At 71.8% G+C, this 13785-nt stretch carries 11 protein-coding genes; 4 read left to right on the top strand and 7 right to left on the bottom strand.

The window, feature by feature from the left end; all coding sequences use genetic code 11:
* Positions 1 to 2 precede the first annotated feature (2 nt).
* On the top strand, positions 3 to 761 hold the full coding sequence (locus tag ACZ32T_RS30000; protein ID WP_467273446.1) for a DeoR/GlpR family DNA-binding transcription regulator: 759 nt from the start codon (positions 3 to 5) through the stop codon (positions 759 to 761).
* Between the two features lie 273 nt (positions 762 to 1034).
* Here ACZ32T_RS30000 and ACZ32T_RS29995 read toward each other — a convergent pair whose 3' ends face one another.
* Positions 1035 to 2069, bottom strand: a complete 1035-nt coding sequence (locus tag ACZ32T_RS29995; RefSeq protein WP_467370099.1) for an SMP-30/gluconolactonase/LRE family protein — start codon at positions 2067 to 2069, stop codon at positions 1035 to 1037.
* A gap of 77 nt (positions 2070 to 2146) precedes the next feature.
* Entirely contained in the window at positions 2147 to 3052 is a 906-nt protein-coding gene (locus ACZ32T_RS29990) for a helix-turn-helix domain-containing protein (protein WP_467273444.1), read from the bottom strand.
* 186 nt (positions 3053 to 3238) lie between these two features.
* Between ACZ32T_RS29990 and ACZ32T_RS29985 the strand changes: the two genes are divergently transcribed.
* Both ACZ32T_RS29985 and ACZ32T_RS29980 read left to right on the top strand, forming a co-directional pair.
* Complete coding sequence (locus ACZ32T_RS29985; RefSeq protein ID WP_467273443.1) at positions 3239 to 3766, top strand: SRPBCC family protein; 528 nt, start codon at positions 3239 to 3241, stop codon at positions 3764 to 3766.
* 348 nt (positions 3767 to 4114) lie between these two features.
* Positions 4115 to 6454, top strand: a complete 2340-nt coding sequence (locus ACZ32T_RS29980; protein WP_467273442.1) for a SpoIIE family protein phosphatase — start codon at positions 4115 to 4117, stop codon at positions 6452 to 6454.
* 57 nt (positions 6455 to 6511) lie between these two features.
* On the opposite strand, the gene glpK is transcribed toward ACZ32T_RS29980, so the two are convergent.
* The 3 genes from glpK to ACZ32T_RS29965 all read right to left on the bottom strand — a co-directional run bounded on the left by glpK (position 6512) and on the right by ACZ32T_RS29965 (position 9789).
* The gene (gene glpK / locus ACZ32T_RS29975; protein ID WP_467273441.1) at positions 6512 to 8029 is read right to left on the bottom strand and encodes a glycerol kinase GlpK; all 1518 of its coding nucleotides are present in this window, start codon (positions 8027 to 8029) and stop codon (positions 6512 to 6514) included.
* 24 nt (positions 8030 to 8053) lie between these two features.
* Positions 8054 to 8902, bottom strand: coding sequence for an MIP/aquaporin family protein (locus tag ACZ32T_RS29970; protein ID WP_467273440.1), 849 nt, complete (start codon positions 8900 to 8902; stop codon positions 8054 to 8056).
* Between the two features lie 224 nt (positions 8903 to 9126).
* A complete protein-coding gene (locus ACZ32T_RS29965) occupies positions 9127 to 9789 on the bottom strand; it encodes a TetR/AcrR family transcriptional regulator (RefSeq protein WP_467370097.1) in 663 nt (220 codons plus the stop codon).
* A 216-nt stretch (positions 9790 to 10005) separates the two neighbouring features.
* Here ACZ32T_RS29965 and ACZ32T_RS29960 point away from each other — a divergent pair, with 216 nt between their 5' ends.
* Positions 10006 to 10950, top strand: coding sequence for an SDR family oxidoreductase (locus ACZ32T_RS29960; protein ID WP_467370095.1), 945 nt, complete (start codon positions 10006 to 10008; stop codon positions 10948 to 10950).
* A 229-nt stretch (positions 10951 to 11179) separates the two neighbouring features.
* Here the strand turns inward: ACZ32T_RS29960 and ACZ32T_RS29955 are convergent, their stop codons facing one another.
* Positions 11180 to 12460: a vWA domain-containing protein gene (locus ACZ32T_RS29955; protein ID WP_467370093.1), complete on the bottom strand. Its 1281-nt coding sequence runs from the start codon at positions 12458 to 12460 to the stop codon at positions 11180 to 11182.
* Positions 12457 to 13785, bottom strand: a complete 1329-nt coding sequence (locus ACZ32T_RS29950) for an AAA family ATPase (RefSeq protein ID WP_467370091.1) — start codon at positions 13783 to 13785, stop codon at positions 12457 to 12459. The genes ACZ32T_RS29955 and ACZ32T_RS29950 overlap by 4 nt, the downstream gene beginning before the upstream one ends.

Genomic DNA, 13785 nt, shown 5'->3' with positions numbered 1-13785 from the left:
GAATGCTGGCTGCTGAACGGCGCGATCACCTGCTGGACCTGCTGGCCCGGCGGGGCAAGATCGTCGCCAAGGAGGTCGCCGCCGAGCTGCGGATCTCGGAGGACTCCGTACGGCGTGATCTGCGCGACCTGGCGAGTGAGGGGCTGTGCCAGCGGGTCTACGGCGGGGCCCTGCCGGTTTCGCCGGCCGTGGTGGACTACGGCGCCCGGCAGACGGTGGCCCCGGACGGCAAACGGAAGGTCGCCTCGGTGGCCGCCGGTCTGGTGCGGCCCGGCGGTGTGGTGATCCTCGACGGCGGCACCACCGCCCTGGCCGTCGCCCGCGCGCTCCCGCGGGAGCTGGCCTGCACCGTGATCACCCACAGCCCACCCGTCGCCGTCGCTCTGCTCGACCATCCACAGGCCGAGGTCTTCATGCTGGGAGGCCGCCTCTTCAAGCATTCGGCGGTCGCCTGCGGCGCGGCCGCGGTCGAGGCCGCGCGGAACGTCTCCGCCGACCTCTTCCTCCTCGGCGTCACCGGGGTGCACCCCGAGGCGGGGCTCACCACCGGCGACGCCGAGGAAGCGGCGATGAAGCGCGCCCTCGCGGCACGGGCCGCGGACACCTACGTCCTCGCCTCGTCCGAGAAGATCGGCACCGCTTCCCGGTTCCGCGTCCTGCCCTGGGAAGAGATCAGCGGACTCATCACGGACAGGACCCCGCACGACCCGGTGATCGAGCAGCTCACGGAGGGCGGAGTCGACGTACTGCCGGCCGGCTGACGGCGGCGGGGCCCGACCAGGGGGTCGGTCTGTGAACGACCGGGCCGATGTCCACGCACGTCGCGACGCGCGCTCACGGGACGCTGCGGGAGTGCATAGCGCAGGGCGAGGTCCCGGCTGTCGACGAGGACCCGCGTGGCGCGGTGCAGGCAGGCGCCGTCGAGCTATCGCTCGGCGGGGTCGTCGGCACCGAGGGCGGTGATGTGCAGGTCCCGGCCGAGGCGGTCGGCGAGGGCGAGCGCCCGGCGGTGGGCACGACCCGAACGCGAGGTGCTAGCGGTGAGGGTGGCCGTGCAGGCGGGCGCGCAGGAGGTTGGGGTCCTTCTTCGTGGTGTAGGCGGCGCTGAGGACGTACACCTCCTTGCCGCGCAGGGCGACGGAGGTGGGGTTCTGGAGTCCGTCACCGGCGTCCAGGACCGTGGTGCCGGCGCCGCCGCCGGGCTGAACGCGCACGACCTCATTGGGGCCGTTGAGGGTGGCGAGGACCTCACTGCCCCGGCCGGTGAAGGCGAAATCGTCGATACCTGCCAGGCCCGTTGCCTCCACCTGCGGCACCCCCGCCCGGTCTCCGTGGCGTATCGGGATGCGCAGGAGTGTGCCCTTGTCGAGGTTGGACACCCACAGCGCCCCGTCGTGCACCTTCGCGCCGTTGGCTCCCAGGAAGCCGGCCGACGCGAGTTCGGGCGCGGTCGACCAGGCGGCCGGCCGGCCACCGGAGAGCGGGACGGTCCAGACGACGCCGAGCACCGAGTCGGTGATGTAGAGCCGCTTGCCGTGCCGGTCCAGGGCCAGACCGTTGGGCAGGCCGTTCGCGGGCAGGGCGGCGACGCGCTCGGGAGCCTTGCCCGGGGCCAGCCGCCACAGGCCCGTCAGATCGGCGGTGCCGGTCGCGTACAGCACATACGTGGTGCCGTCCGGGGCGTGGACGATGCCGGTGGTCAGGGGGAACCCCAGGGCGGGCGTGTCGACTCCGCCGTCAGCGGGCTCGGGCAGGGTCGCCAGGATGCGGAGGGTGCCCCGAGGGGTGATCCGCGCGACCTGGCGGCCGGCGGCGAACGTGACGTCCGCCGTGCCGTCGGGCAGCAGAGCGATGTTCTCCGGCATCTGGCGGGCGTCCAGGTCGAAGTGGGAGGTGATCCGTACGTCGCTCAGGCGCACCGCAGACGCCGCGGCGCTGTGGGAGGGCGGTGTGGCATGAGCCGTCGCCGGTGCCGCATGGGCGGGCAGGGCCACTGCGGAAGCGGTGGCGGCCATCAGGGCGGTCGCCGCGATGATCTTGCTGTTTCGTCGGCTGATTCGCTGGGACATGGGTTCCTTCACTGTTTTCGGGCAGGCGACAGCCGCGATGCGGCGGTGTCGGGGTGCCGGTGTTCGCGGAGGTCGGTTCAGACGGTGTCGGTGCTCGCGTCGGCGTCCGTGCGCGGGCGGAACGCTTCCCGTGACGCGGTGCCGTGGGCGAGCAGCTTCAGAGCCGTCTCGGAAGGGGAGCCGGGGACGGCTGTGGCGACCACAAGGGCCGGCCCGCTCCCCTGGGGGCTCTGGAGCGTCTGCTGAGTGACGGTCAGGGTCCCGACCGTGGGGTGGCGCATCTCGTAATCGGCGACATCACAGCCCAGAACCCGGTGATCCGCCCACATGGTGGCGAACTCCGGGCTGCGCATGACCAGTTCGCCGACGAGCCCGGCCAGCAGAGGGTCCTGCGGGTACCGGCCGACGGTCAGGCGCAGGTTACCGACCACGGCCTTGGCCTTGGCGGGCCAATCGGCATAGAGGTCGCGGGTGTGTGCGTCGAGGAACACCAATCTGGCCATGTTCGGCCGACGACCCGGTTCAGCAGGGCTGTCCGGATCGAGGTGGCCGGCGAACAACGCGTGACCCTGCGCGTTCCAGGCCAGCACGTCGCTGCGGCTGCCCATGACGATGGCCGGGGTTCCTCCCAGAGCTGCCAGCAACGCGCTGGTAGCCGGAGTGATGTGCTCAGGGCGGGGACGGCGTGCGGCCTTCCCCCGCTTCGGTGCGTGGGCGAGCTCGTGCAGATGGGCCCGCTCGGACTCATCCAGACGCAGGGCGGACGCGATGGCGTCGAGTACCTCGCGGGAGGCGTTGCGCGACTGGCCCTGCTCGAGCCGGGCGTAGTACGGCGCGCTGATGCCCGCGAGCATCGCCAGCTCCTCCCTGCGCAGCCCCGGTACCCGGCGCCGCTCGCCGTAGGTCCGCAACCCGACATCGTCGGGACGCAGAAGGCTCCGGCGTGCGTGGAGGAAGTCGGCGAGCTGCCCTTGCTTGTCCATGGGAACGAGTATGCGCGGCACCTCCGAGCCGCGCCTCACCCTGCTGGGGTGCGGATCAGCAGGGTCTGGCTGCCCCCCGCACCGCCCCCCAGGATGAGCCCGCAACACGCTCGTCCGCCGACGGGCCAGGGGGATCGCGGCCCTACCCGGCCCTCCCCGGACCACCTGACAACGTACGGAGCAGCCATGAGCGCCACCACGTCCGACAGCGTCACCCCCGGCCCGGCGAATCCGCCGGCCGGCCCCGATCTGACGCCCTTCACCTTCGCCAGACGGTGCTGGGTCGCCTTGCCGCCGGACTCCGTCTACCGCCTGATCAGCGACGTCTCAATGATCGGGACGTGGAGCCCGAGCGCCGGCGCTGTGCGCTACGAGCCAGGAGACGGTCCCTGGGTCGGCGCACGCTTCAGTGGCAGCAACCGCCGGGACGGGCGCGAATGGGTCACCCGTTCCGAGGTGGTGCGAGCCGATCCGGGTTCCGCGTTCGCCTTCGTCGTCGGCGGAGCCGAGCACGGCATCGTGCGCTGGGACTGGCGCTTCCACGAGCAGGGCACCGGCAGCGTCGTCGAGCAGACCTGGCGACTGCTGCGTACCGACCCGGTACTGGGTGACACTCCAGGGGATCTCCTGGCCCTGCGGGACCACATGGCGGAGAGCGCGGAGTCCACATTGGTCGCCCTGGCGGAGTGGATCGCGGGCCACGGTACTCCGTAGCAGAGCCGGTGGTCCGGCAAGGAGGTGCGGCTCTTCCGAGTCGGGCCGCACCTCCTGGAGCTGACGACCGGCCGCCGAAGTGGCGGACGGTGGACCCGAAGCCGCCCTCCGGCGCGCGTGGCCGACGGGGGCGGTGCGCGTCATCACGGGTGGGCCCGGCCGAAAGGCGGACACGCGGGGGTTGCGGAACAATGACCGGGGAGAGCCGACGCGCACGGTCCCGGGAGAGATGCCGATACGCAGAGGACGCAGCCGGTGTGACCGCAGCCCGGGAGTGATCGACGAGTGAGCGCAGGCGAGCAGACTCCAGGCCCGGGCCCCGGGCGTCCGGATGACACCGCTGTGCTCGTGGTCGACCAGGACGGGAAGATCCAGGGGTGTACCGCCGATGCCGCCGAACTGATCGGGGCGCGTGCCGAGGAGTTGCGTGGCGCGAGCGCGGACGGTCTCTTCGTCGAGCCGGGTGTCTGCGGAGAGCTGCGCGAGCGCGCGACGGAGACGTCCTGCACCTCAGTCCGAGCCGGACTCCGGCGCGGGTCCGGGGAGCCGCTGGCCGTGCGTCTGGACCTGTTGACGTTGAAGGCCTCGCCACGGCCGGCTTTCCTCGTGCGGATCATGCCGCTGGCCTTCGCCGATCGTCGTGACGAGGACGAAGCACTGGTGCGGGCCATGTTCACCCAGAGCGGGATGGGCATGGCCATTCACGACGCCGACCTCCGTATGACCAGGGCGAATACCGTCCTGGGGCTCTCGCAGGCGGAGGGGGGCCCTCTGGGGCAGAGCCTGAGCAGTCTGCTCGTACCCGAGGACGGTGCCCGTATCGAAGGGCGCCTTCGACGGGTCGCTGAAACCGGCGAAGCCCTCACCGACTTCGTGAGCAGCGCCCGGTTCGCCGAGAGTCCGTACCGTGAGCGGAGCGTGTCCGTCTCGGGGCTGCCGCTGCGGAGCAGGGACGGGGCGCTGCACGGTGTCGCGGTCACGTTCACCGACGTGACGGAGCAGGAGCGCTCACGCCGGCGCTCGGCTCTGGTGGCCGCGGCGGCCTCCGGCCTCGGCCAGTCCCTGGACGTGCGGCGCAACGCGGAGGCGCTGACCGACCTGCTCGTCCCCGAGTTCGCGGATCTCGCCGCGGTGGACGTGACGGAGACGGTCCTGGTGGGAAAGGAGCCGGGCGATCTGCTGGCCGGCGCGTCGCTGCTGCGCGTGGCGGCGGCCGCTCGGGACGGACACTGGCCCACTGCGCTGTACCCCCTCGACTCGGTCGTCCGGGTCCAGGAGCCGGAGAGCGAGACGCTGCGTGCGGGCTCCGTGCGTTTCGCCCGGGACGTCTCCGAGCTCGGGGCACGGATCGGGGACGACGAGAGTCGCAGGCGGCTGTTGCTGGCTCCGGGTGCCACGTCGTTCATGGTCGTGCCCCTGCACGCCAGGGGCCGGGTGCTCGGTGCGGTCGGACTCTGGCGTACCGGGGGACGGGCGCCGTTCGACGACGAAGCCGCCCTGCTCGCCGAGGACATCGGCTCCCGGGCGGGCCTGGCGATCGACAACGCCCGTCGCTACACCCGGGAGCGCCGCATGGCCGAGGCGCTGCAGCGCAGCCTCCTCCCACAGCCGGTGCTGACGGTGACCGCGGCGGACACCGCGGGTTTCTACGTGCCGGGCCGCACGGCCGCCGGTACCGGCGGGAGCTGGTTCGACGTCATCACCCTGTCCTCCACCCAGGTGGCGTTCGTGGTCGGCACCGTCGTCGGTCACGGCCTGAACGCCGCCGCTGCCATGGGGCGCCTCCAGACCGCCGTACGCACCCTCGCCGACCTCGACCCGGCCCCCGACGAGCTGCTGACCCACCTCGACGACCTGGTCGTACGGCTCGCCGATCAGCAGCTGCCGGAGGCAAGGGACGGCTCGGTTCGGGGCGCCACCTGTCTCTACGCGGTGTACGACCCCGTCGGTGGCCGCTGCTCGATGGCGAGCGCCGGGCACCCGGCCCCGTTGCTGCTCGCGGAGGGGGGCGCCGCCGGGCCGGTGAAGCTTCCCGCCGGGGCCGCCCTCGGGCTCGGCGGCGCCCCGTTCGATCCCGTCGAACTGGACATCGCGCCCGGAGACGTACTCGCGTTCCTGGCCGGCTCGCTCGCTCTGGACGGCGCGCGGGATGCCGTCGCCGATCGGCTCGGGACCGCGTCGGCGCCCGGGGGACGGCACGCGGTCCCGGTGCAGGATCTGGGGCAGGCCCTCATCGCTCCCCTCCTCGGCGAGCCGCCGGACGACGACGCGGCACTGCTGGTGGCACGCGTACGGGTGCCGGCCGGAGGGGCGGTGGCCGCGTGGGAGTATCCCGCGGACATGGAGCGGGTCGCGGACGCCCGGGCAGAGACGGCCGGCCAGTTGACCCGGTGGGGACTCGACGAGCTGGTGTTCACGACGGAACTGATCGTCAGTGAACTGGTCACCAACGCCATGCGCTACGCCGGCGGGCCGGTGCTGCTCCGCCTCATCAAGGACCGACGGCTGATCTGCGAGGTGTCCGACTCCAGCCAGACGCAACCCCACCTGCGCAGGGCTCGCCTCACCGACGAGGGCGGCCGGGGGCTGTTCCTCGTCGCCCAGCTCACGCACCGCTGGGGCAGCCGGTACACCGCCTCCGGCAAGACCATCTGGACGGAGCAGCTCATCGAGGGCCCGGAGTTGTGACCAGGGGCCGACCGGGCCCCGTCCCGCCGGCGGTCCGTCCCGCCGGCGGCCCGATGCTCAGGGGACCTTCACCCAGTCGAGAGTGCGTTCCACGGCCATCTTCCAGCCCGCGTAGCCGTCCGCGCGCTGTTCGTCGGACCACTGGGGCTCCCACCGTTCGGACTCGTGCCAGTGGGTGCGCAGTTCGTCGGTGTCCCGCCAGAATCCCGTTGCCAGCCCTGCCGCGTAGGCGGCGCCGAGCGCGGTCGTCTCCGCGACGGCGGGACGGCTGACGGGGACGCCGAGGACGTCAGCCTGGATCTGCATGCAGAGGTGGTTGGCGGTGACACCGCCGTCGACCCTGAGCACGTCGAGGTGGACGCCTGAGTCCTGTTCCATGGCCTCGACCACATCGCGGCTCTGGTAGCAGATGGCTTCCAGGGTGGCTCGTGCCAGGTGCGCGTTGTCGTTGTACCTGGCCAGACCGACGATCGCTCCTCGGGCGTCGGAGCGCCAGTAGGGGGCGAACAGGCCCGAGAAGGCGGGGACGAAGTACACCCCGCCGTTGTCGTCGACCGTACGGGCGAGATCCTCGCTCTCGGCCGCGGTCTTGATGATCTTCATCTGGTCGCGCAGCCACTGCACCGCCGAGCCGGTCACAGCGATGGATCCTTCCAGCGCGTAGACCACGGGGTCCGCACCGAACTGGTAGGCCACGGTGGTGAGGAGACCGTGCTGGGAGCGGACCAGCTCGGTGCCGGTGTTCAGCACCAGGAAGTTGCCCGTACCGTACGTGTTCTTGGCCTCGCCGGGTGAGAAGCAGACCTGTCCGACCGTCGCCGCCTGCTGGTCGCCGAGGACTCCGCCGATGGGGACGGCGGCGCGCAGCGGCCGGGAGGTGCGAGTCGAGCCGAAGGCTTCGGGGTGCGACGACGGGTTGATCGTGGGCAGCATCGCCCGGGGGATGCCGAAGAAGCCCAACAGTTCTTCGTCCCAGTCGAGGGTTTCCAGGTTCATCAGCATGGTGCGGCTCGCGTTGGTCACGTCGGTGGCGTGGATGCCACCGTCGGGACCGCCTGTCAGGTTCCACAGAACCCAGGCGTCCGTGTTGCCGAAGAGGGCGTGGCCCGCCTCCGCCGCTTCCCTCACGCCGTCGACGTTCTCCAGGATCCACTGGATCTTGCCGGCGGAGAAGTAGGTGGCCGGCGGCAGTCCGGCCTTGCGGCGGATGACCTCGCCCCGGCCCGTGCGTTCGAGGTTCGCCGCGATGGCGTCGGTCCGGGTGTCCTGCCAGACGATCGCGTTGTAGTAGGGCCGGCCGTTGCGCGGGTCCCAGACCACCGTGGTCTCACGCTGGTTGGTGATCCCGATCGCCGCCAGGTCCTGTGCGGCCAGGCCGCCGTAGCGCAGGGCGTTCTGCATCACCGAGTTGGTGCGCTCCCAGATCTCCACCGGGTCGTGCTCCACCCAGCCGGAGCGGGGGAGGATCTGGGCGTGCTCCAGCTGGTGCTTGGCGACCTCGTTGCCGCCGTGGTCGAAGATCATGAATCGGGTGCTTGTGGTTCCCTGATCCACCGCGCCGATGAAATCCGCCATGATGTACCACCTCTCGAACCGCTGTCAGCGGTCCTCGCTCGCCGGGACCCGCCCCGTCGGTTCGGGTTCCGCGGAAGGCAGGAACCTGCTGATCAACCCCTTGTACAGACCCGCGCCGAGCAGTCCGCCGACCAGAGGACCCAGGATGGGGACCCAGAAGTAGAGATTTCCGTACTGGTCCCGCCACGCTCCGCCGTACCCGGTGATGAAGCTCGCCAGCCGGGGGCCGAAGTCACGGGCCGGGTTGATCGCGTAGCCCGCGTTGGTCCCGAACGCCATGCCGATGGCGACCACGACCAGGCCGATGACGAACGGGGCCAGATTCGCCCCCGGCGGTGTGTTCAGCATGTCGGTGATGGCCATGATCAGCAGCAGCAGGATGGCGGTGCCGATGACCTGGTCGCGGAAGGCGCCCCATTCGTGCACCGGCAGAGCGGGGTTGCCGTTCGCCGGGAGTGTGGAGAAGACGGTCTGTGTCTTGACGGTGTGCCCGGGGTCGGCCTTCGCCAGCGCCTCGCTGTAGTTCCAGCGCACGAGGAGGGCGGCCACGAACGCTCCGGCCGTCTGGGCGAGCGCGTACGGAGCGACCTTGCTCCAGGGGAAGTCCTTGAAGGCGGCGAGTGAGAGGGTCACCGCGGGATTGAGATGGGCGCCGCTCAGCCGTGCCGCCACGTAGACGCCCAGGGTGACGCCCAGGCCCCAGGCCCAGGCGATGCTGTCGTGGTCCCCGAGGCCGCCGGGTGGATCGGTCAGTGCTCCGCCTGCCGCCACCTGGGCCACCACGCCGCACCCGAAGAGAATGAGGATCATCGTGCCCGCGAACTCGGCCGACAACTCGCCCAGCAGACCGGACCCTGTACGGCGCTCAGCCATGGAAGCTCGCCCTCCGCCGGCCGGACCGGCTGTCGAATATCACCCGGCAATACGAGCAGGCTAAGGCGACTCGCATAAAGGTGCATACCGGGCTGAACCGACTGTGGCGGTTATGCGCTTCCTTGTCGGGGTGTGCGGTCCTCGGTCCCGCGGTAGCCGGGCCGGGCGGGACGGAGGCCGGGGCGGGCCGGTGGAGAGGGCCGTGCTGCGCCCGGTGGGAGGGCTCACGCGTCGGCGGTGTCCAGGTGCGCGAGTGTGGTGATGATGCGGTCCTCGATGTCTTCGGGCCAGGGGAAGGCGCGGGTCATGGCGCGCTGGTGCGCGAGTCCGTGCAGGCCGAGCCAGAGCGCCACCGCGTCGGCGGAGGGGTCCGAGCTGGTGGAGTATCCGCCGGCGACGCAGTCGCCGAGGGTGTCGACCAGGATCTGCATGGTCTCCATGCCGAGTGAGGCCAGGTCCTGCGCGGTCGGCGAGCTGTCGCCCAGGTCCGGAACCCAGAGCCCGCCGAACATCGTGCGGTAGCGCTCGGGGTGGAGCCGGGCGAATTCGAGATAGGTGTTGCACACGGCGTACAGGCGCTGCCGTGGGTCGTCGTCGGTCTCGCCCAGTATGGAGCGCAGCTTGTTCTCCAGTCCGGTGAACTCTTTCTGCACGACGGCGAGCATGATGGCTGGCTGGTCGGGGAAGTGCGGGTAGATCGACGGGGCGGCGATCCCCACTTTGCGTGCGACCGACCGCAGCGTGATGGCGCGCTCGTCGCCGGCCTCGTCGAGCAGCTCCACCGCGGCGGTGATGATGTCGTCGCGCAGGCGACCGCCCTCCCCGCGACGGTTGCGCGCGCGTGCCGGTCCCGGTGTCGACGAGGCGGTTGTTCCGGTGCGTTCCATCCTGTCACCTTACACAGTGAAGCTTATTGCGGCAGCCCCTTGCCACTCACCATTTACGGCTGTAGCGTTACGACTGTAAGTGAACGGGCGATGCATCGAGGTGGGTGGGCTCATGCGCGTGATGACAGGCACTGTCATCAACTGTTACTCTGATGTCAGTCACTGGCATTACTCGGGGTTTTCGTACCGCTCGGCGGTACAAGGAGGTCGTTTCACATGCGTGTTTTCGTTACCGGGGCGTCCGGCTGGATCGGCTCCGCCGTCGTCCCCGACCTGATCGGAGCAGGGCATCAGGTCGTCGGACTCGCCCGCTCGGACGCGTCCGCCGACGCTCTGACCGCGGCCGGAGTCACGGTGGTTCGCGGCAGCCTCGACGATCTGGATGTCCTGAGCAGCGCGTCCGCGGCTGCGGACGGCGTGATCCACCTCGCGTTCGATCACGAGGTCGCCTTCCTGGGAGGGGACTTCAAGGGAGCGGCCGAGAGGGACCGGCGCGCAGTCGAGGCGATGGGGGAGGCGCTGACCGGCTCGGACAAGCCGTTCGTCCTCACCTCCGGCACGCCCGCGGTGCCCGGGCGGGTGGCGACCGAGCTCGACGGGCACGAAATTCCTCCGGGCGCCGCCGACGATCCGGTGCTCGCGGGACCGGCGGCCCGGATGGCCACCGCCGAGTGGGTGCTCTCACTCGCTTCTCGCGGCGTACGCTCGTCCGTCGTGCGCCTGCCGCGGACCAATCACGGAGAAGGTGACCAGGGCTTCGTCGCGACCCTGGTCCGCACGGCCCGCGAAAAGGGTGTGGCGGGCTACTACGGCGATGGGAGCAACCGCTGGCCCGCTGTCCACCGCCTGGACTCCGCGCGCATGTTCCGCGTCGCGCTGGAGAAGGCCCCGGCGGCATCGACGCTGCACGCCGTCGCCGACGAGGCTGTGTCTCTCCGCGACATCGCCGAGGTCATCGGCCGGCACCTGGACGTGCCGGTGGCCTCTGTCCCGCCGGAGGCGGCCGACGAGCACTTCGGCTGGCTCACCATGGTGCTCTCGGCCGACCAGCCGGCCTCCAGCGCCGTGACGCGCGAGCTGACGGGATGGCTGCCGGCGCAGCCGGGGCTCATCGACGATCTCGACAAGGGCCATTACTTCCGCACCGTTCCTGGTCAGTGAGCAGGAGTGAGTCCTGGTCCCCATCCCGATCGCCGCGGACATCCCGTCCGCAATCCGGCCGGCTCCGCGTTCCGCGTCCTGCTGTCCCCGCCGGCGGTCGCGGGCGGTGTCACCACGGGCCGCGCCGCCCTTCCGCCTGGTTCCCGCAGACGGCCGCCCCCGTAGCGCCCATCTGGGGGGATCGGTTGCCCGATGCGTCGGCCACCCCCGGTCCTGCGGCCTTTCGTCCTCAGCCGATGGTTACCACCCGCGCCCACTCGGGTGGCCCGCCCGGGGTGTATCCGGGATCGGACTCGTCGTAGGACGAGCGGCGGCTGTCGCGGCCGAACAGCCCCACGACCGTCCGGCACGGCGGGCGCCGGGACGGCCAGGGTGTCTGGCCGTCCGTCAGCATCACCACGACGTCCGGGCGCGGTCGGGACTCCAGGGCGCGGGCGAACCCCGCCCGCAGGTCGGTTCCGCCGCCGCCGAGCAGCTCGACGCCCTCCGTGCCGCCGCACAAGGGGCGGACCCGGCCGGCCGCGGCGTCGCACGGCAGTACGCCGACGAGGTCGCGGCGGCCGCCCACGGCCCGGGAGATCGCCGCCACCTCCAGCAGCGCGCTGCCCAGCTCCGCGTCACTGACCGAGCCCGAGGTGTCGATCACCACCACGACCCGCGTCGGTCTGCGCCGCAGGCTCGGCAGGATCGCGCCCGGGACGGCCGCCGAACGGCGCGCCGGTCTGCCGTACACATAGTCCTCGCCCGTGCCCGGTGCGGAGGCCGCCGACCGTACAGCCGCCCCGAGCAACTCCCGCCAGGGCTGCGGCGGATGGAACGCCTCCTCCGCCCACCGCCGCCACCCGGCGGGCGCGTTCCCCGGACGGCCGACGATGCCCTGCGCCACCCGGAAGCGGACCGCGTCCTGTTCCTGCGTGCTGAGTCCATGGGCCCCGTCCGGCCCCTGATCCCACGGGCGCGGCAGGCCGTCGGCGCCGCTGCCGCACTCCAGCCACGCCAGGTGGGCGGTGTGCGGCCCGAGCCGGAACTGGCGGAGGTAGTCCTCCATCAGTTCGCCGTCCTTCAGCCCGAGTGACCCCGGGCGGACCGCTCCTTCGGGCGCCACCAGCCCTTCGCCGAAGATGTCGTCGTTGATCTCGCAGTCGGCCGCGATGTTCATGCGCAGTCGCTCCGCCGGGCCGCTCAGCCGGTGACGGTGCGCATAGCGGTCGCTGCGCCCGTGGTGGTCGCGCAGCAGGTGCGACACCTCGTGCACCCAGACACCGGCCAGCTCCTCCACCGGTGTGCGGTCGACGAAGGCGGGGGACACGTAGCACCGCCAGTACGGATCGACCGCCATCGTCGGAACGACACGGGACTCCACAGGGTGCAGGGCGAAGAGTGCCGTCGCCAGGTACGGCCTCACCCGTGCTGCCTGGAGGCGGGCCGCGAACAGCTTCCCGGTGTCCAGCCCACTGCCGGGAACGCGGACGGAGCGCGGGACGGCCCCGCCGGGGGCGGGCGCGGTCACCGGCCCGCCCGCACGGCATCGAGGGCACGGACCTTCGCCCGGTCGGCCCGCTGCGATACGGACACCGCGCCGGCGAGTCCCTCGATCGACACCGGCACCTCCCAGTCGTCGCGGCGCAGGGTCGCGAGCGTCGTCGCGGGAACGACCAGCAGGTCCGGAGCGCCGGTCTCCGCCGCCCTCGCCAGCAGAGCCCAGGCGGCGTCCCACCGGGCCCGCTCGGGGCGCGTGCGGACCGCGGCGACAACCGCGTCCAGGGTCGCCTGTCGCAGGTCCCCGCGCTCCGGCAGCTCCGCACCTCCCGGATCGGCCAGAAGGTCCTCCGGATCAGGCAGGTCCATCCTGTCCAGGAAGGCCAGGAACTCCAGCCCGGGCCCGTCTCCCACCGTCCCCCTGACCAGCATCGACAGCACATCGCGTGAGGCACCGGCGGCGGTCGCGAAGGCCGTCAGGCACAGCGCCATGTCCCAGCTGCGCGGCGACGGCCACGCCCCGCCGCGCCGCGCCTCGCCCGAGGGCAGCCGGTGCACCAGGGCAGGCCGGGCCCCCAGCAGCCCGCACACCGCGCGCCGGGCGAACGCCACGGACCCGGCCAGCCTGCCGGCGTCGAGCACCGGCAGCGTGGCCCGGGGCCAGACCCCGCCGAGTCCCCGCACCACCACGTCGGTGTCGTGGACCCACTGCAGATGGACGAACCGGTTGGCGAGCGGCGGGCTCAGCTCCCAGCCGTCGGCGGCGGAGGACCGGGGATTGGCGGCGGCGACGATCCGTACGCCCGGCGGCAGGCGCAGGGCGCCGACCCGGCGTTCGAGTACGAGTCGCAGGAGTGCCGCCTGCACGGCGGGCGGTGCGGTGGACAGTTCGTCGAGGAACAGCAGGCCGCGGCCCGCCCGCACAAGGCTCACCGCCCAGTCCGGGGGCGCCATCGGAACCCCGTTCTCAGCCGGGTCGTCCCCGATGACGGGGAGACCGGAGAAGTCCGAGGGCTCGTGGACGCTGGCGATCACCGTGGTCAGCGGCAGGTCCAGGGTGGTGGCGAGCTGGGTGAGCGCCGCCGTCTTGCCGATGCCGGGCTCGCCCCACAGCAGCACCGGCAGATCCGCGGAGACGGCCAGGGTGAGTGCCTCCAGCTGCGGGTCCGGCCGGGGCGCGGTGGTCGTGTCACGCAGCAGAGCCAGGAGTTCGCCGGACAGGTCGAGGCGGGAGGCCGGGGCGGAGGGAGCGAGAGTGTGGGACCGATCCGGCGTTCGCGAGGTTTCGGAAAGCGGGGTCTCGGAAAGCGGGGTCTCGGCGAGCGGGTATCCGGGGAGCGGGGCGTTCGTGGTCAT

This window comes from Streptomyces sp. NPDC023573, assembly GCF_055559735.1.
The sequence above is the reverse complement of the archived record's forward strand: the minus strand, read 5'-3'. Positions and strand labels throughout refer to the sequence as shown.